Consider the following 19,687-nt stretch of genomic DNA (forward strand, 5'->3'; position numbering starts at 1 on the left):
CTAGACGTAGTCATTGGCGGCCTCCTCATCGAGTATCGGAAGGCTGTCCTGCCACCAGGCTGCCAGGTTGTGTACGTGCGGTGCCTTGAGGATGGTGAAATGGTTGCCCGGACCGTACCAGATACTGAGATTGGGTACATGCTTGCGCCAACCTTCGATCATTTCTTCTTGCTCGCGTTTGTTACCAGCCGTGTCCAGGGTCGGATCATTGGCCAGCACAAGGCGCACCGGGCCGGTGTATTGATGTTCTGGTTGATAGATCGTGCGCAGCGCCGTGCCGAAGGCCCGCGCCGGTCCGTTCATGGCGTTCGCCGCCGAACGCTGGGGCAACATCCCGGCGCGTACCATGCCGGCGTGCAGCATGCGCATCTGCCCGGCATCGTCCTGAGTGCTGAAGGCGGTGGCATCGATGCCCAGCGACTTGCCGGACGCCAGTTGCATCGCTTCGATCAAGCGCTTCAGGACCCCGGTTGCGGTATAGGGTTTGCCGACCACACCGTTGCCGCCCGGTGACTCGCTATCGATCAATGTCAGCGAAGCCACGTCACGGCCATTGGCCCGCAAACGCGCCGCCATCTCGAACACGATCCAGCCGCCGAAGGAATGCCCGAGCAAGTGCACCGGCCCTTCGGGTTGCACCCGCTCAACCGCTTCCAGATAAGCCTCGGCAGCGGTTTCCACCAGGCTGTAAGGCACGGTGGTGCCATCCAGCCCACGGGGTTGCAGACCGTGGATTGGCCAGTCCGGGCCAAAGGCATCGGTCAGGCCGATAAATCCGGTCACGCTGTCACCCGCACCCGGCACACAGAAGATCGGCGCCTGCCCGGAGCGCCCGCCCTGAATGGTCAGCAGCGGTTGGTAGTCCGTCTTCGATGCCACGGCTGCCGGGCGTGACGCGGCAGTGTGCAGCGCCTCGTCGATAAACTTCGCCAGTGTCTGGATATGCGGCGCCTGCATCATCGTCTGGTGATCACCGGGCACCGTGACGCACTGAATCTGCGTCTTCGGCAGGACAGCGTCCCAGCCCAGATAACCGGAATGCGCGGGCGCATCTTCCTTGGGTTGTTCGGCAATGAACAAGTGCACCGGCGCGCTGACCGGATACACCGTGTAGTGGGCCAGAGCATGACCGTGCGCCACCTCGCGATCCAGGTATTGCCACAGTTGTGCGGCGCTGTAGTCGGCCAGTTCCGCAGGCAGCAGACCTTCGTCGGCGCAATGCTGCACCAGCCCATCAAAGTCGAAAGTGTTCACCTGTAATCGGGCCAGTTTCGCGAGGACCGATGTGACGTCCGACGCCTGGGTTTTCCAGAACACTTCGCAACGATCCAGCAAATGCACTTTATGCGCATCGACCGGCGACCAGCGCGCCCGGCCCTGATCCACCAAACGCGGCAGGTAGGTATCGATCAGGCCGAGGAATTCGACCTTCTCGTCCAGGCCGATCAGTTGGATGGCGATCTCGTAAGCCAGCACCCCACCGAACGACCACCCGGCCAAGCGGTACGGCCCTTGCGGTTGTACCGAACGGATGATGCCCAACAGGCGGGTCGCCAGGCATTCCATGGTCTGCAACTGCTCCTCGCCCCAGGGAATACCCGGCAAGCCGTAGACCGGCGTATCCGGATCAATATGCTTGCCCAACGCCGGGAAGTAGACGTCAAGGCCACTGAACTCATGCACCAGGAACAGCGGGTTTTTCGTCCCCGCCTCACGCACCGGCAGAATCCCCGGCGGTGACAATGCCTCGCCGCTGCGTGCCTCAAGCAGCGAAGCCATGGAGGCGACGCTTTCATGCTGGAACAACTCGGCCAGGGACACGCTCAGGTCAGCCTGTGCCAACAGACCGATCAAGCGGATCGCCAGCAGCGAATGGCCGCCCATCTCAAAGAAGTTGTCGTGACGGCCGATCCGCTCCAGTTTCAGCACCTCGGCCCACAGCCCGGCCAACCTGGTTTCCAGGTCGCCCAGCGGGGCTTCGTAGTCGCGGCTGGCATAGGCATCAGCCTCTGGAGCCGGCAGCGCGCGGACATCGACTTTGCCGTTCAGCGTCAACGGTAGCGCCTCCAGCCGTACATACGCCGCCGGGATCATGTACTCCGGCAACAACGATTGCAGCTGCCGGCGCAATGCCTCGGCATCCACGGTTTCACCCGGCGTCTGCACGGTGTAGTAAGCCACCAGGCGCTTATTGCCAGGGCTGTCTTCCCGCGCCATCACCCAGGCTTCGCGCACGCCGTCGCACAGGTGCAGGCGGGCCTCGATTTCGCCGATTTCGATGCGGAAACCGCGAATTTTCACCTGGCCGTCATTGCGATCGAGGTACTCGATGCTGCCGTCGGGCAACCAGCGCCCGAGGTCACCGGTGCGGTACAGGCGTGCCCCCGTGGTGTCGCTGAATGGGTCGATGATAAAGCTCTCCTTGGTCAATTCAGGCCGATTCAAATACCCCAGGGCCACACCGACGCCGCCGATATGGATTTCCCCCGCCACCCCGACCGGCACCGGTTGCCCGGCCCCGTTGAGGATGTAGATCCGGGTGTTGGAAATCGGTCGGCCGATGGGAATGTTCACCGCGCCTTCCGGCACCGAAGTCACCGTTTGCGTGGTAGCGAAGGTCGTGGTCTCGGTCGGGCCGTAGCCGTTCACCAAACGCAGGGCCGGTGCATGAGCCAACATGCGGCGGAACGCCATTGGGTCTGCGCGTTCGCCACCGCACATCAAGATGCGCAGGCGTGCCAGGGCGTCCGGGATCAGCATCACGTACTGGTTGAACATGGCCGTGGTCAGGAACAGCAGCGTGGCGCCCGAGTCCGTCAGCACCTCGGCAAACCGAGGCGGATTGAGCAAGGCTTCGTGATCAATCACCACGATCCGCCCGCCGTTGAGCAGCGCGCCCCAGACTTCCATGGTGCTGGCGTCGAATGCCGGGTTCGAGGCGAAGGCCATGCGGTCCCGTTCGCCGAAATCGGCAAAGCTGTTGTTGATCACCAATCGGCCAATGGCCAAGTGCGGCACGATCACGCCTTTCGGTTGGCCGGTGGAACCCGAGGTGTACATGATGTACGCCGGGGTATCGCTGGCCTGGACCGCTGCGGTGGCGGGCAACTCATCCGGCAGTTGCAGCGTATCCAGATCCACTCGCAACGTGCCTTCGGGGACGACCCGGTCGCTGGTGGTCAGGATCAATGTCGCGGCGCTGTCTTGCAGCATGAAGCGCTGGCGATCCTGAGGTGCATGGTGATCCAGCGGCACATACACGGCAGCGCACTTGAGGATCGCCAGTTCGCTGACGATCAGGTCGAACGAACGATTCAACACAATCGCCACCCGCGCCTGGGGCGTGACACCTTGCCCGCGCATGTACTGCGCCAGGCGATTGGCCCGCGATTCCAGCTCCCCGTAGGTCAGTTGCTGCCCGGCATGTTCGACGGCAATCGCCTCGGGGCGGGCCGCAGCCTGGGCTTCGAACAGGCTGTGCACCGTCTGTTGGTGGGGATAGACCGAATCGGTGGCGTTGAACTCGACCAGCAGTTGCTGACGCTCGCTCAACGGCAGGATCGACAGGCTGCGCAGCGGTGCCTCAGGTGTGCGTTCAAGCGCATCGACCAGGCTTTCCAGCGCCGCATGCATATAGCCGCAAACCCGTTTGGCGCCGATCTGCACCACCACCAACGCCGTGAGCACGAACGGTTCGCCGAGGTCGTCGACGTTCAGCGACAGCGGATAGTTGCTCCACTCCTCACCGCCCAACCCTTCGATCCCGCTCCACGCTGATTGCGCCTCGCTGGTGACCTGGGTGGCGCTGTGTCGATAGTTCAGCAACGCGCTAAACAGCGGCGCCGGTGCCGCCACGCCACTGCAACGTTGCGCCAAAGCCAGGGACGCGTGTTCGTGACCCAGCAATGCGGCGAGGCGTGTATGTGTTGCCTTCACGCCGGCTTTCGCGCCCACGTTGCCGACATCGACCCGCAGCGGCAAGGTATTGATAAACAGGCCCAGGGCACGATCGGCACCCTCGCCGCCCTGCATCCGGCCCATCAGAACAGTGCCGAACACCACGTCTTCCTGACCGGACACCCCCGCCACCACTTGTGCCCACGCCAGGTGATGCAGGCTCGCCGCGCTGACGCCCAACTGTCGGGCCTGGGCTCGCAAACGCCGGCTCAAGCCTTCTTCCACCACTAACTGCGCTTGCTCGACACCGGTAGCGTCACCCTCCACATCGTGCAGGCCGAACGGCAAAGTGGGTTCCTTGATGTCGCTGAGCATGTCGCTGAAGAACGCTTCATGCGCACTTTCGCTCATGCCGAGTCGAGCCTGGGCCACATAGTTGCGGTACGGCACCGCCTCGCCCAATTGAGCTTGCTGACCGAGCAACCAGGCCTGCATTTCGTGCTGGATCACCTCCAGTGCGGTGTGGTCGAGGGCGATGTGGTGGAACAACAGCAAGGCAACCCAGCGCTGATGGGCTTCGTCATAGGCACAGGCCAGACGCATCAACGGTGCCTGGCGCACATCGAGTCGGTAGTGGCTTGGATCGAAACGTTCGCGAAGTTGTGCAGAGACGTCGCCGTGTTCGACAACGCACTCTTCCACAATCAGCTGTGCTTGGCGCAAGACCACTTGCACCGGTTCGCGCAATCCTTCCCAGAGCACGGCGGTGCGCAGGATATCGTGGCGACCGATCACGCCCTGCAACGCCTCGACGAAGGCATCCAGCCGCCCACGATCCGCCAGGTTGAATAACGCCTGTTGCAGATAAAGATCGCCCTGCTGCGCCGCCAGGTGGTGATACAAAATCCCTTCCTGCAACGGAGCGAGTGCGTAGATGTCCTGCACATTCGCCACGCCGCCGGGGACTCGCGCGACCACGTGCTCGATTTCCTCTTGAGACAACGTGGTCAGCGGCAGCATGTCCGGGGTGATGCGCGCGCAATCCGGGGTAATGCCGTTGACCGGCACCACGATCTCCATTCCGCCACCCACTGCTGCCGCCAATGCGGCGAGTGTCGGCTGACCGAACAGCACCCGCACATCCGCACTCAACCCGACCTGACGCATACGTTCGATCAGCGTGACCGCCAGCAACGAGTGACCGCCCAGTTCAAAGAAGTGATCGTGACGACCGACTTGCTCAACCTTGAGCAACTCGGCCCACAGTTGTGCCAGGGTCGTTTCGACAGGGCCTTGCGGTGCCTCATAGCCATGAGTGACCACTGAATCCAGGTCCGGCATCGGTAACGCCTTGCGGTCGAGTTTGCCATTCGGTGTCAGGGGCAACGCGTCGAGGCGCACGTAGGCGGCCGGCACCATGTATTCCGGCAGTTGCATGTGCAGATGCGCACGCAGGGCCTGGATGTCCACTGGTTGGTCTTGCAGTTGCAACGTGTAATAGGCCACCAGGCGTTTGTCGCCGGGCTCGTCCTCGCGGGCGATGACCACGGCTTCCAGCAGCGCTGGATGCCCGGTCAGACGGGCCTCGATCTCGCCCAGTTCGATGCGGAAACCGCGAATCTTGACCTGATCATCGTTGCGACCCAGGTACAGGATATTGCCGTCTGCCAGATAGCGACCCAGATCGCCGGTGCGGTACATCCGCGCATTCGATTCCTGGCTGAACGGGTCACTGATGAAGCGTTCGACCGTCAGTTCCGGACGGTGCAGATAACCCCGTGCGACTTGAACGCCACCGATGTAGATCTCCCCCGCCACGCCCAACGGCACGGGCTGCTGGCAGGCATCGAGCAGATAGATGTGGGTGTTGGCCACCGGTTTGCCAATCGGCGTGCTGTCCGGTGTGTCGGGACCGGCGCAGTTCCACGCGGTGACATCCACAGCGGCTTCGGTCGGACCGTAGAGGTTATGCAGCTCAGTGCCCGGCAGTTGCATCTTGAAGCGCCGCACCAGTTGCCCCGGCAGTGCCTCGCCGCTGCACATCACCCGCACCAGACCTTTGCAGTCGCCGACATCGCCAGCGGCCAGGAAGACATCCAACATCGACGGGACAAAGTGCAGCGTGGTGATGCCTTCGGTTTGGATGACTTCGCGCAGGTACGCCGGCTCGCGGTGACCGCCCGGCCGCGCCATCACCAGGCGTGCCCCGGTAAACAGCGGCCAGAAGAATTCCCAGACCGACACGTCGAAACTGAACGGTGTTTTTTGCAGCACCGCGTCCGCCGGGGTCAGTTGATACTCGTCCTGCATCCACAGCAGGCGGTTGACCACCCCACCGTGTTCGTTCATCACGCCTTTAGGCATCCCGGTGGAGCCCGAGGTATAGATCACGTAGGCCAGATTGTCAGATTTCAGGCCTTCTACGACAGGATCGGTGCTCGGTTGCGTCGAGAAGCCGTCGCCATCTACCAGCAAAATCTGTGCGTTTGTCGCCGGCAGGCTGGCCCGTAACGAATGTTGGGTCAGGACCACGGTGGGAGCACTGTTTTCCAGCATGTAGGCCAGTCGATCGGCCGGGTAATCCGGGTCCAGCGGCACATAAGCGGCGCCGGATTTGAGGATCCCCAGCAGGCCCGCGACCATTTCCAGGCTGCGGTCCACGCAAATCGCCACACGGTCGTCCGGGCGGATGCCCAATTCGATCAAACGATGGGCAATCTGATTGGCGTGGCGGTTTAGTTCCGCGTAGGCCCAGTGACGGTTGTCATGGGTCACGGCGATGGCGTCTGGATGCTCAGTCACCTGCGCTTCGAACAACCCGTGCAAGGTCAGACCCTGCGGATACTCGACGGCGGTGCTGTTAAAGGTATTCAGCAGATGCTGACGCTCCTCGTCTCCCAGCAACGGGATCTGCGCCAGAACAGTGTGTTCGTCGGCGACCATGGCGCGCAGCACGCATTCGAGGTAACCGAGGTAGCGTTCCATCGTCGCCTGGTCAAACAGCGCCGTCGCATATTCCAGCGAACCGAACAGTCGGCCGCCGATTTCCGCCATGTCCAGCAACACATCAAACTTCGCGGTGCGGCTGGTCACGCCCAGGCCTTGCAGGGTCATGTCGCCCAGTTCGAGGCCAGCGCTTTGGGTGTTCTGCCACGACAGCATGGCCTGGAACACTGGGCTGTGGGACAGGCTTCGCACTGGCCGAACCACTTCCACCACCTGTTCGAACGGCAAATCCTGATGCGCCTGGGCGCCGAGGGTCTGGGCTTTTACCTGTTGCAGCAAGGCTTCGACCGTCAGATCCGCCGACACCTCGACGCGCAATGCCAGGGTGTTGACGAAGAAACCGATCATGTCTTCAACCTCGGCACGCAGGCGATTCGCCGCCGGTGTGCCGATGACCACGTCACTCTGCCCGGACAGGCGACTCAGCACCGTGGCCCAGGCGGCCATGACCGTCATGAACAACGTGGTGCCCTGGCGCTGACTCAAGGCCTTGAGTTCCTGGGTCAGGGTTTCATCGAGTGCGAGGCCGACGGCGCTGCCGGAATAGTCTTGTTGCGCCGGACGTGCTCGGTCAGTCGGCAACGTCAACAATGCCGGTGCGCCGGTCAATGCCTGCTGCCAGTAGACTTCCTGCTGGTTCAGCACTTCACCGGTGAGCCACAGGCGTTGCCAGATCGCGTAGTCGGCGTATTGCACCGACAGCTCCGGCAGCGGATCTTCGTCACCGGTGCGGAACGCTTCATACAGCATGCCCAGTTCGCGGGTCAGCACGTCGGCGGACCAGCCGTCCGAGACGATGTGGTGCATGGTCATCAGCAACACATGGTCGTCTTCGGCCATGCGCACCAATCGGCCACGAATCAGCGGACCACGCTCCAGATCAAACGCCTGACGCGCCTCTTCGGCGGCCATGATCAACAGCTCGGCTTCGGCCTCCGGGTGCTTGGCCAGCGAATGCAATTGCAAGGCGAAACCGCAGTCGGCGTCGGCGATGCGTTGCTCCGCGTCCCGGCCGTGTTCCTGCACGAACGTCGTGCGCAGGGCTTCGTGACGGGCGACGATGCGATTGAGGGCGCGGGTCAGCGCAATGTTGTCCAGTTCGCCGCGCAAACGCAGGCCGGTGGGAATGTGATACGCCGCACTCGCGCCTTCCAGTTGCGCCAGGAACCATAGGCGTTGTTGCGCGAAGGACAGTGGCAAGGCCTGGTCGCGGGATACCGGGACGATGTCTGGCTGGGTACTTTGCGCGGCGTGCGAGAGGACTTGCGCCAGGGCGATCAGGTTGGGGTGGGCGAAGACGTCGGTCAGGCTCATCTCTGCGCCCAGTTGCTGGCGCACTTGCGAAATCAGGCGCATGACCAGCAACGAGTGACCGCCCAGTTCGAAGAAGTGATCGTGACGACCGACTTGCTCGACTTTCAGCAAGTCTTGCCAGATCTGTGCGAGGGCAATTTCTGTCGCGCCTTGTGGTGCTTCGTGGCTGCGGCTGGCGTAAGCCGACGCGTCCGGAATTGGCAAGGCTTGGCGGTCAAGTTTGCGGTTGGGGGTCAGGGGCAGCGCTTCGAGGCTGACGAAGGCGCTGGGCAGCATGTATTCGGCCAACAGCGGCGCGAGTTGGGCGCGCAGGTTGGCGGCGGTCAGGAGGGTATTGGCGTGAGGGACCACATATGCGACCAGACGTTTATCGCCCGGAGCGTCTTCGCGGACGATCACGGCAGCTTCTTTCACGCCGGTGCAGTCGCCCAGTTTGGCTTCAATCTCGCCGAGTTCGATACGGAACCCACGCACTTTGACCTGGAAGTCGTTGCGGCCCTGGTATTCGAGGCCTCCGTCCGGGCGGTAGCGCGCGAGGTCGCCGGTTTTGTACATCCTGGCGTTTTGTACGCGGCTGAACGGATCGGCGAGGAAGCGTTCGGCGGTGATTGTGTCGAGGTTCAGGTAACCCCGCGCCACGCCGTCGCCGCCGATGTAGATCTCGCCGGTGATACCGAACGGCACGGGCTGAAGATGCGCATCGAGCAGGTAGATGCGGGTGTTGGCCATCGGTGTGCCGATGCTGGCGTTGCTGTTCAGCGCTTCAAAGGTCACGTAGCTCGCGGTGCAGGACACCGTGGCTTCGGTTGGGCCATAGGTGTTGACCAGTTTCGTGTGGGCCGGACGGATCTGTTCCCACATTTGCAGTTTTTGCGTGGACAAGGCGTCGCCGGTGACGTTGATCAGGCGTACGTCGCGCAACTGCTCCTGGGCCAACGCCGGGTTGTAGTGCCATTCGGCAGCGAGGGTGTGCCAGTGGGCGGCGGTCAGGTGCAGGAAGGTTGGGCGGACAGTGTCCTGGGAGGTGCCGAAGATGCTGCGGCTCGGGGCCAATGTCGCGCCGGCGATCAGGGCCGGGAAGATCTCTTCCACCGACAAGTCGAAGTTCAGGGTGTTCTGTTGCAGCACGGTATCGGTGTTTGTCAGGCCGAACAAACGAATGGCGTCGAGGGTGTAGTTGACCAAACCGCGGTGTTCGATCATCACGCCTTTCGGTGTGCCGGTCGAACCCGAGGTGTAGATCACGTAGGCCAGATGGCGCACGCCGAGGGACAGGATCACCGGGTTGTCGTCATAGCCATCGACGATGCGTTCGGCTTTATCCAGCAACACCACCGGCACGTCCAGCGCTGGCAAATTCGCTTGTAATGCACGCTGGGTCAGCAGCACCGCCGGAGTGCTGTCGCTGAGCATGTAAGCCAGCCGTTCAGCCGGATAGGCCGGATCCAGCGGCACATAACCGGCACCGGATTTGAGGATCGCCAGCAAACCGACCAACATTTCCGCGCCACGCTCAACACAGATCGCCACCCGATCATCCGGGCGAATGCCCAACCCGATCAGGTGATGGGCCATCTGGTTGGCTTGGCGGTTGAGTTCGGCGTAGCTCATTTGCTCGCCATCGAACACCACCGCGATGGCGTCCGGCTGGGCTTCGGCCTGGGCTTCAAACAACTGGTGGATGGTTTTGTCGTGCGGGTACGGCGTCTGGGTGGGATTGAGCTCGACCAACAAACGCTGACGCTCGCCGGCATCGAGCAGTTCGATGCGGTCAACCTGCGCCTGATCGTCAGCCACCATGCCACGCAATACGCGTTCGAAATAACCGAGGAAGCGCTGCACGGTGGATTCATCGAACAACGCCGTGGCGTATTCCAGGCTGCCAAACAGTTGCCCTTGCACCTCGCCCAGTTCCAGCGACAAGTCGAACTTCGCGACGTGGTTGGCCACGCCCAAACCTTCAAGTTTCAGTTCACCCAGCACCAGTTCAGCGCCACTCGCGGTTTGCCATGACAGCATGGCCTGGAACAATGGACTGTGGGCCAGACTGCGCACCGGATTCAGCACTTCCACCACTTGCTCGAACGGCAGGTCCTGATGGGCCTGGGCGCCGAGGGTCTGGCCCTTGACCCGGGCCAGCAGGGTTTCAACATTCGGAGCGCCCGAGACATCGACGCGCACCGCCAGGGTGTTGACGAAGAAACCGATCAAACCTTCGACTTCGGCGCGCAAACGGTTGGCCACCGGCGAACCGATCACCACTTCGTCTTGACCCGTGAGGCGGCTGAGCAGCAATCCCCAACCGGCCATCAGCGTCATGTACAGCGTGGTGCCGTGGCGTTGGCTCAGGGTTTTGAGGCCGCTGGTCAGGGCGGCGTCGAAGGCCAGCGGAATCGCGGCCCCGGCGTAATCCTGTTGGGCCGGGCGTGGACGATCCGTCGGCAGCATCAGCAGCGCCGGCGCGTCGGCCAGGGTTTGTTGCCAGTAGCGGTTCTGGGTTTGCAGCACTTCACCGCTCAACCAGCGGCGCTGCCACACGGCGTAATCGGCGTATTGCACAGCCAGCGCCGGCAGTGGATCGTCCAGGCCATGGCGGAACGCTTCGTACAGCGCCGCCAGTTCGGTGGTCAGCACGCCAATCGACCAGCCATCGGAAACGATGTGGTGCATGGTCACCAGCAGCACATGGTCCTGGGCATTCAGGCAGATCAGTCGGCCACGAATCAACGGGCCGTGTTGCAGATCGAACAGCTCGCCGGCCTCTTCCGCCGCCAACCGTTGCAGTTGCGCCTCGGCATCGGCTTGGCCACGCAAATCTTGCTGACGTAGAGCGAAACCACAATCCGCCGGCGCAATACGCTGCAGCGCTTCTTCGCCCTGAGTCTGGACGAAGGTGGTGCGCAGGGCTTCGTGACGGAAAACGATACGATCCAGCGCCCGTTGCAGGGCGTCAGTGTCCAGCGTGCCACGCAGGCGCAGACCGGCGGGCATGTGATACGCCGCGCTGCCACCTTCCATTTGTGCCAGGAACCACAGGCGCTGCTGGGCGAAGGACAACGGCAAGTCTTCATCGCGAGAGACCGTAACGATCTCCGGCAAGGTGCTGCGACTGGCCTGGGCCACGGCTTGCGCCAGGGCGGCGAGTTCAGGCTGGGCGAACAGGTCAGTCAGACCGAGTTCCACCCCGAGGCGCAATCGCACCTGGGAAATCAGCTGGATCGCCAGCAGCGAATGGCCGCCGAGTTCGAAGAACTGATCCTGACGCCCGACTTGCGACACACCGAGCAAGTCTTGCCAGATCTGCGCCAGGGCGATTTCGACTTCACCGAGCGGAGCTTCGTAGGTGCGGGTGATGACGGCATCCAGGTCCGGCGCTGGCAGGGCCTTGCGGTCGAGTTTGCCGTTGGGAGTCAGCGGCAAGGCGTCGAGGTGTACGTAGGCGGCCGGGATCATGTAGTCCGGGAGCTGGGTTTGCAGGTGACGGCGCAACAGGTCGATGTCCAGCACGTCTTGCGCGGTGTAATACGCGACCAGACGTTTATCCCCCGGCACGTCTTCGCGGGCCAGGATGACGGCTTCGTGGATGTCGGCGTGTTGCGCGAGTTTGGTTTCGATCTCGCCCAACTCGATGCGGAAGCCACGGATTTTGACCTGGTCGTCGTTGCGGCCGAGGTATTCGATGTTGCCGTCGGGCAGGTAGCGGCCCAAGTCGCCGGTGCGGTACATCCGGCCGTTTGTGCTGAATGGATCGTCAAGGAAACGTTCGGCGGTGAGGTCGTCGCGGTTCAGATAACCGCGCGCCACGCCGGCGCCGCCGATGTAGATTTCGCCTGGGACGCCCAGTGGTACGGGTTGCTGATGTTCGTCTAGCAAATAGAACTGGGTGTTGGCCACGGGTTTGCCGATGTGGGCGGCGAAACCGTCTTCGCGGTCCATCGAGACCCAACTTGAGTAGGTTGTGGTTTCCGAAGGGCCGTAGAGGTTGCACAGGCGTTGAACCTGGGTCTGCGCGAACAGTGTTTCCACGAGGCTGCGTTTGAGTGCTTCGCCGGCGACGTTGACCGTGTGCACGTTGGCACTTAGTCCGCCGGATTCCAGCAAGGCTTTGAGCGCTGACGGCACGGTGTTGATCAGGGTGATGTCGTGTTGTGGTTCCAACACATTCTTCACGACAGTAATGCTGCCGCCCGAGGTCAGCGGCGCGAAGCACTCGTAGACTGCCAAGTCGAAGTTCAGCGAGGTCGAGAACAGGGTTTTCGCCAACGTGGTGTTATCGAATGAACGATGCGCCCAGGTCAGGAAGTTCACCGTGTTGCGGTGTTCGATCATCACGCCTTTCGGCAAACCGGTGGAGCCCGAGGTGTAGATCACATACGCCAGATGCGCTGAAGTCAGCCCTTCAATCACAGGATTGGAGACGGATTCGTCCTGCCAAATGCCGCTATCCAGATCGATCACCGGCATCGAAGCCTCGGCGAGCAACCCAAGCGTCGCAGCCTGCGCCAACACCACGGCCGGCGCGCTGTCCTGCAGCATGTAAGCAATCCGATCCAGCGGATAAGCCGGATCCAGCGGTACATAACCACCCCCAGCCTTAAGAATCGCCAGCAACCCAACGACCATCTCAGCACTACGCTCAACACAAATCGCCACCCGCGAATCCGGCCGCACCCCCTGCCCGCGCAGGTAATGCGCCAACCGGTTCGCCCGCTCATTCACCTCGCGATAGCTCAAGCGCTCCAAGCCATAAACCACCGCCACAGCATCCGGCGTGCGCTCAACCTGCGCCTCAAACAACCCATGAATCGTCTCTTCCAACGGATAAGCCGCTTCAGTGGCATTAAACGCCACCAACACCTGTTCACGTTCCGCCACCGGCATGATCGACAGCTCACGCAACGGCGATTCAGGCGCGTTCTCCAACGCCGCCACCAACGCGTCCAGCGCTGAATGCATATAGTCGCAAACCCGCTGCGCCCCCACCTCAGCCACCGCTTGCGCAGTGAGCATGAAGCCTTCGCCCAGATCGTCCACGTTCAGGCACAACGGATAGTTGGTCCGCTCTTCCATGCTCAGGGTCTGGATCCCGTGCCAGGCCGAAACCGCCTGATCCGACACCGCTTCACCGGCGCTGTGCCGGTAATTCAGCAAGGTGCTGAACAACGGCAACGAACTCGGTACGCCACTGCAACGCTGGGCCAGGGACAGCGAGGCATGCTCGTGCCCCAGCAATGCCGAGAGTTGCGCATGGGTCGCCTTGACCCCGGCGCGTGCACCTTGTGCGCCTACGCTCACCCGCAGTGGCAAGGTATTGATGAACATGCCCAGCGCCCGATCAGCGCCCTCGCCGCCCTGCATCCGGCCCATCAGGACGGTGCCGAACACCACTTCTTCACGTGCCGAAACCCGACCGACGACCTGCGCCCAGGCCAGGTGAACCAGGCTCGCCGCGCTGACGCCAAGCTGCCGCGCTTGCACCCGCAAACGCAGAGCCAACGCCGCATCGACCATCTGATGTTGTTCTTCGATCCCGCTGCCATCGCCCTGCACATCCTGCAAGCCGAAGGGCAGTGTCGGCTCGTCGATATCGCCGAGCATCTCGCGGAAGAAGGCTTCGTGTTGCTCGCGACTCACGCCCAACCGGGCCTGCGCCACGTGATTGCGATACGGCACTGCCGCGCCGAGTTGCGCCGATTGGCCCAACAGGCTGGCCTGCATTTCATGCACCACCACTTCAAGGGCCGTGTGGTCCAGCGCCATGTGGTGGAACAGCAGCATGCCGACCCAACGGTTATTCGCCGGGTCTTGCGCATAGGCCAGCCGCATCAACGGGGCCTGAGCGATATCCAGTCGATAGTGGCGCGGATCAAAACGAGCGTGCAGTTGCTGCACCACATCCCCCGCCGCCGAATCGGTCGCGACTTCCTCGACCACCATGTGCGCCCGGCGCCATACCACTTGCACCGGTGCGGCCAGCCCTTGCCAGACCATGCTGGTGCGCAGGATGTCATTGCGCGACACCACGCTCTGCAAGGCCTGGGCAAACGCGTCCACGCGCTCACGATCGTCAAAAGCGAACAACACTTGCAGCACGTACGGGTCACCCTGGGTCGCCGCCAGGTGGTGATACAAAATCCCCTCCTGCAACGGTGCCAGCGCATAAATATCCTGCACGTTGGCAACACCGCCCGGCACCGTAGCGACGATGCGGTCGATGGCCGGCTGATCCAGGTCGGCCAGCGGCAGCATGTCCGGGGTGATGCGTTGGCAATCCGAGGGGATTTTATTCGCCGGTACCAGCACTTCGGTTTGTTCGCCCACGGCAGCGGCCAGCGCTGCCAGGGTCGGTTGGCCAAACAGGACACGAACGTCGGCGGCCAGATCAACCTGGCGCATGCGTTCGATCAACTTCACCGCCAGCAGCGAATGCCCGCCCAGTTCAAAGAAATTATCGTGTCGGCCAATCTGTTCGATCTTCAGCAGGTCCTGCCAGATTCCGGCGATGGTGCTTTCGATCTCGCCTTGCGGGGCGGCGTATTCGCGACTGGCATACGCCGCTGAATCCGGGGCCGGCAAGGCTTTGCGGTCGAGTTTGCCGTTGGTGGTCAGCGGGAACGCGGCCAGCATCACAAAGGCGCTCGGCAGCATGTACTCGGCCAACGAATTGAGTAATTGCGTGCGCAAATCAGCGGCTGACAACTGCGCGTCCTGATCGGCGATCACATAGGCGACCAGGCGTTTGTCCCCCGGTTCGTCTTCCCGGGCGATGACCACGGCTTCACGCACGTGGTCGCAGGCTGCCAGTTTCGCTTCGATTTCACCCAGTTCGATGCGGAAACCGCGGATCTTCACTTGGTCATCGTTACGCCCCAAGTATTCGACGGTGCCGTCCGCCAACCAGCGACCGAGGTCGCCGGTGCGGTACAACCGCGCTTCGGCACGGCCGCTGAAGGTGTCGGGGATAAAGCGTTCGCTATTGAGTTCGGGACGGTTCAGGTAACCCCGCGCCACACCGGCGCCGCCGACGTACATTTCGCCGACCACACCGACCGGGACTGGCTCGCGCTGAGGGTCGAGCACGTACAGTTGCAAGTCGGGAATACGCCCGCCGATGGGGCTGACGCCGACCAATAACGCATCGGCGGCGGTCAGTGGCCGATAGGTCACGTGCACCGTGGTTTCGGTGATGCCGTACATGTTGACCAGTTGCGTTTGTGCGTTCTGCGAACGGGCATACCAGGGCTTGAGAATCCCGGTTTCCAGGGCTTCACCGCCGAAGATCACTTGACGCAGGTTGTGGCTCAACGTGCTCTCGCCCTGGGCCGCAATCAATTGACGGAACGCACTCGGCGTCTGGTTCAACACCGTCACGCCGGCTTCGCACAGCAGCGCATAACAATCCGCCGGCGAACGGCTGACCAGTTGCGGCACCACCAGCAAACGCCCGCCATGGGTCAGCGCACCCCAGATTTCCCAGACCGAGAAGTCGAACGCAAACGAGTGGAACAACGCCCAGACGTCTTGCGGGCCGAAGTCGAACCATGCCGCCGTCGCCGAGAACAGCCGGGCGACGTTGCGGTGCTCGACCATCACGCCCTTCGGCAGACCGGTCGAACCCGAGGTGTAAATCACGTAAGCCAGATGCGCAGACGTCAATCCCGCCACCAACGGATTGGCGACGGATTCGCCCTGCCAGCTGCCGCCATCCAGATCAACCACCGGCACGACGACAGCATCCAGCAACCACCGAGTCGCGGCTTGAGCCAACACCGCAACCGGCGCGCTGTCCTCCAGCATGTAGGTAATCCGGTCCAGCGGATACGCCGGGTCCAGCGGCACATAACCCGCGCCAGCCTTCAGAATCCCCAGCAAACCGACCATCATCTCCAGACCACGCTCAACACAGATCGCCACCCGATCATCCGGGCGAATGCCCAATCCGATCAGGTGATGAGCAACCTGGTTAGCCCGGGCATTGAGTTCGCCATAGGTCAGCGACTGATCTTCAAACACCAGCGCCACCGCATCCGGCCGCGCCGCCGCACGCACTTCAAACTGCCGATGAATCAGCGCGTCATGGGCATACACGGTGTCTGTCGCGTTCCAGGTTTCCAGCAACTCCAGGCGCTCGGCCGCTGGCAGGATTTTCAAACCATGCAACGGCGCTTGGGGCGCCTGCTCCAGCGCCTCGACCAGATTTTCCAGCACGCATTGCATGTAGCCACACACCCGCCCGGCGCCAATCTGCGCCGACGCCATGACGGTCAGGTTGAAGCCTTCACCCAGGTCATCCACCGACAACGTCAGCGGATAGTTAGTCCGCTCTTCGCCGTCCAGCGCCTCGATACCGTCCCAAGCCGCGATGGCTTCACTCGACACAGTCCGCGTGCCGAGGTGACGGTAATTGAGCAAGGCACTGAACAACGGCGTTGGCGCGGTCACGCCGCTGCAACGCTGGGCCAGTACCAGCGAGGCATGCTCGTGACCAAGCAACGCGGTCAACCGTGCATGGGTCGCCTTGATCCCGGCGCGCACACCTTGTGCCCCCAGGCTCACGCGCAATGGCAAGGTGTTGATGAACATGCCCAGCGCACGGTCGGCCCCTTCGCCGCCCTGCATCCGGCCCAACAGCACCGTACCGAACACCACGTCGTCCTTGCCCGAGACACTGGCCAAGACCTGCGCCCAGGCCAGGTGATAGACACTCGCGGCGCTCACGCCGAGCTGACGGGCCTGGGCCCGCAGGCGTTTGCTGAGCACGGCATCCACCACCTGCCGCACTTCTTCGATATCCCGTCCCTCGCCCTGCACATCCTGCAGGCCGAACGGCAATGTCGGCTCGTCGATGTCACCGAGCATGTCGCGGAAGAACACTTCATGGTCCTCGCGGCTGATCCCCAATCGTGCCTGGGCCACGTAGTTGCGATACGGCACCGAGGTGCCCAGCAGTTGCTCCTGACCGAGCATATGCGCTTCGATTTCTGCCGTGAGCATGCCCAGCGACGTCGCGTCGTCCACCATGTGGTGGAACAGCAGCATGCCGATCCAGCGGTGATTCGTCGGGTCTTCGGCATAGCCGATGCGCATCATCGGCGCCTGGCGGATATCCAGGCGGTAATGCCGTGGGTCGAGGCGTTCGCGCAATTGCTCGGCGATATCGCCCGCCGTCGGGTCCAGTTCGATTTCATCCAGACCCAGCTGCGCTGCGCGCCAGACCACTTGCACCGGTTCGTCCAGGCTTTCCCAGACCACGCCGGTGCGCAAAATATCGTGTCGCGACACCACGCCTTGCAACGCGTTGGCGAAGGTGGCCAAGCGTTCGCGATTGTCGAAGGAGAACATCGCGTATTGCAGGTACGGATCGCCTTTTTCCGCCGCCAAGTGGTGATACAAAATCCCCTCCTGCAACGGCGCCAGGGCGTAGATATCCTGCACATTGGCGACGCCACCGGGGGTCGCCGCCACTACGCGGTCGATCTCTTCCTGGCTCAACGTGGCCAGGGGCAACATGTCCGGGGTGATGCGTGTGCAGCCCTGCGGGATGGCATTGGCTGGCACCACGATTTCAACGGTGCCGCCGACGGCTGCGGCGAGTGCCGCCAGGGTCGGTTGGCCGAACAACACACGTACGTCCGCGGCCAGATCGACCTGGCGCATGCGCTCGATCAATTTCACCGCGAGCAACGAGTGCCCGCCCAGTTCAAAGAAATGATCGTGGCGACCGACCTGTTCCAGTTGCAACAGGTCCTGCCAGATCTTCGCAATAGCAATCTCAACCTCGCCTTGGGGTGCTTCATAGGCGCGGCTCACCACCGAGGACTGATCCGGCACCGGCAGCGCCTGACGGTCGAGTTTGCCGTTGGTGGTCAGCGGGAACGAGGTCAGCGTCACAAACGCGCTCGGCACCATGTATTCGGCGAGTGATTCGAGGAGCTCGGCGCGCAGTTCGGCGGCCGTCAGTTGTTCGCCTTCCTTGGCAATCACATACGCCACCAGACGCTTGTCGCCGGTGTCCTGGCGGGCCAGCACCACGGCTTCGCGCACACCGTTGCACGCGGCCAATTTGGCCTGGATCTCGCCCAGTTCGATGCGGAAACCGCGAATCTTCACCTGATCGTCGTTACGCCCCAGGTATTCGACGCTGCCGTCCGCCAGCCAGCGACCGAGGTCGCCGGTGCGGTACATCCGCGCGCTCGGCTCGGTGCTGAACGGGTTATCGAGGAAGCGTTCGGCAGTGAGTTCGGCGCGGTTCAGGTAACCCCGGGCCACACCGGCGCCGCCGACATACATCTCGCCGATCACGCCGACGGGGACTGGCTCGCGCTGGTCATCCAGCACGTACAGTTGCAGATCGGGAATGCGCCCGCCAATCGGGCTCACGCCGATCAAGTGCGCATCGGCCGCGTCGAGTGCGCGATAGGTCACGTGCACCGTGGTTTCGGTGATGCCATACATGTTGACCAGTTGCGTCTTCGCGTTGGCCTCACGGGCATACCAGGGTTTGAGAATTCCGGTTTCCAGGGCTTCGCCGCCGAAGATCACCTGGCGCAGGCTGTGGCTCAGGTCGATTTCGCCCTGGGCCGCAATCAACTGGCGGAAGGCGCTCGGCGTCTGGTTGAGAATGGTCACGCCGGCCTCGCACAACAGTGCGTAGCAGTATTGCGGTGAACGGCTGACCAGTTGCGGCACCACCAACAATTGGCCGCCATGGGTCAGCGCGCCCCAGATTTCCCAGACCGAGAAGTCGAAGGCGAAGGAATGGAACAAGGCCCAGACGTCTTGCGGGCCGAAGTCGAACCACGGCTGGGTCGCCGAGAACAGCCGCGCGACGTTGCGGTGCTCGACCATCACGCCTTTGGGCAAACCGGTGGAACCGGAGGTGTAGATCACGTAGGCCAGATGCGCCGACGTCAGGCCCGCCACCTCAGGGTTGTGCTGCGCGGGCGGGGCTTCGTGGCTGGCTTCGATCAGATCGAGCAGCAGTGTCGGGATGTTCATTTGCGGCAGTTGGTCGCGCAATGGCAACTGCGTCAGCAGGGCCACCGGCGCGCTGTCGTAAAGCATGTAGGCAATGCGCTCGGCCGGGTAAGCCGGGTCCAGCGGAACGTAGCCAGCGCCGGACTTGAGGATGCCCAGCAGGCCGACGATCATTTCCAGACCGCGCTCGACGCAGATCGCCACGCGATCATCCGGGCGCACACCCAATGCGAGCAAACGATGGGCCATCTGATTGGCCCGGGCATTGAGTTCGCCGTAGGTCAGGCTCAGGTCTTCATAGACCACGGCCACGGCGTCGGGCTGCGCTGCCGCCCGGGCTTCGAATTGGTGATGGATCAGCTCGTCATGTTCATAGAAGACGTCTGTGGTGTTCCAGGTTTCGAGCAACTGCTGACGCTCGGCCTGTGGCAGCACGGTCAATGCTTGCAGCGGGGTGTTCGGCGCGGTTTCCAGCGCAACGACCAGGTTGTCC

At 62.6% G+C, this 19,687-nt stretch carries 1 protein-coding gene (only partly in view); it reads right to left on the reverse strand.

Annotated features, from left to right (window positions below; genetic code table 11):
• Positions 1-19,687, reverse strand: the 3' portion of a protein-coding gene (locus tag BK667_RS13990; protein ID WP_123597951.1) for a non-ribosomal peptide synthetase. It continues 11,153 nt past the right edge of the window; the window shows 19,687 of its 30,840 coding nt (coding positions 11,154-30,840); its start codon lies beyond the right edge, outside the window; its stop codon occupies positions 1-3.

Origin of the sequence: Pseudomonas frederiksbergensis (assembly GCF_003732705.1) — a bacterium.
In the GTDB taxonomy this organism is placed as follows: domain Bacteria; phylum Pseudomonadota; class Gammaproteobacteria; order Pseudomonadales; family Pseudomonadaceae; genus Aquipseudomonas; species Aquipseudomonas frederiksbergensis_F.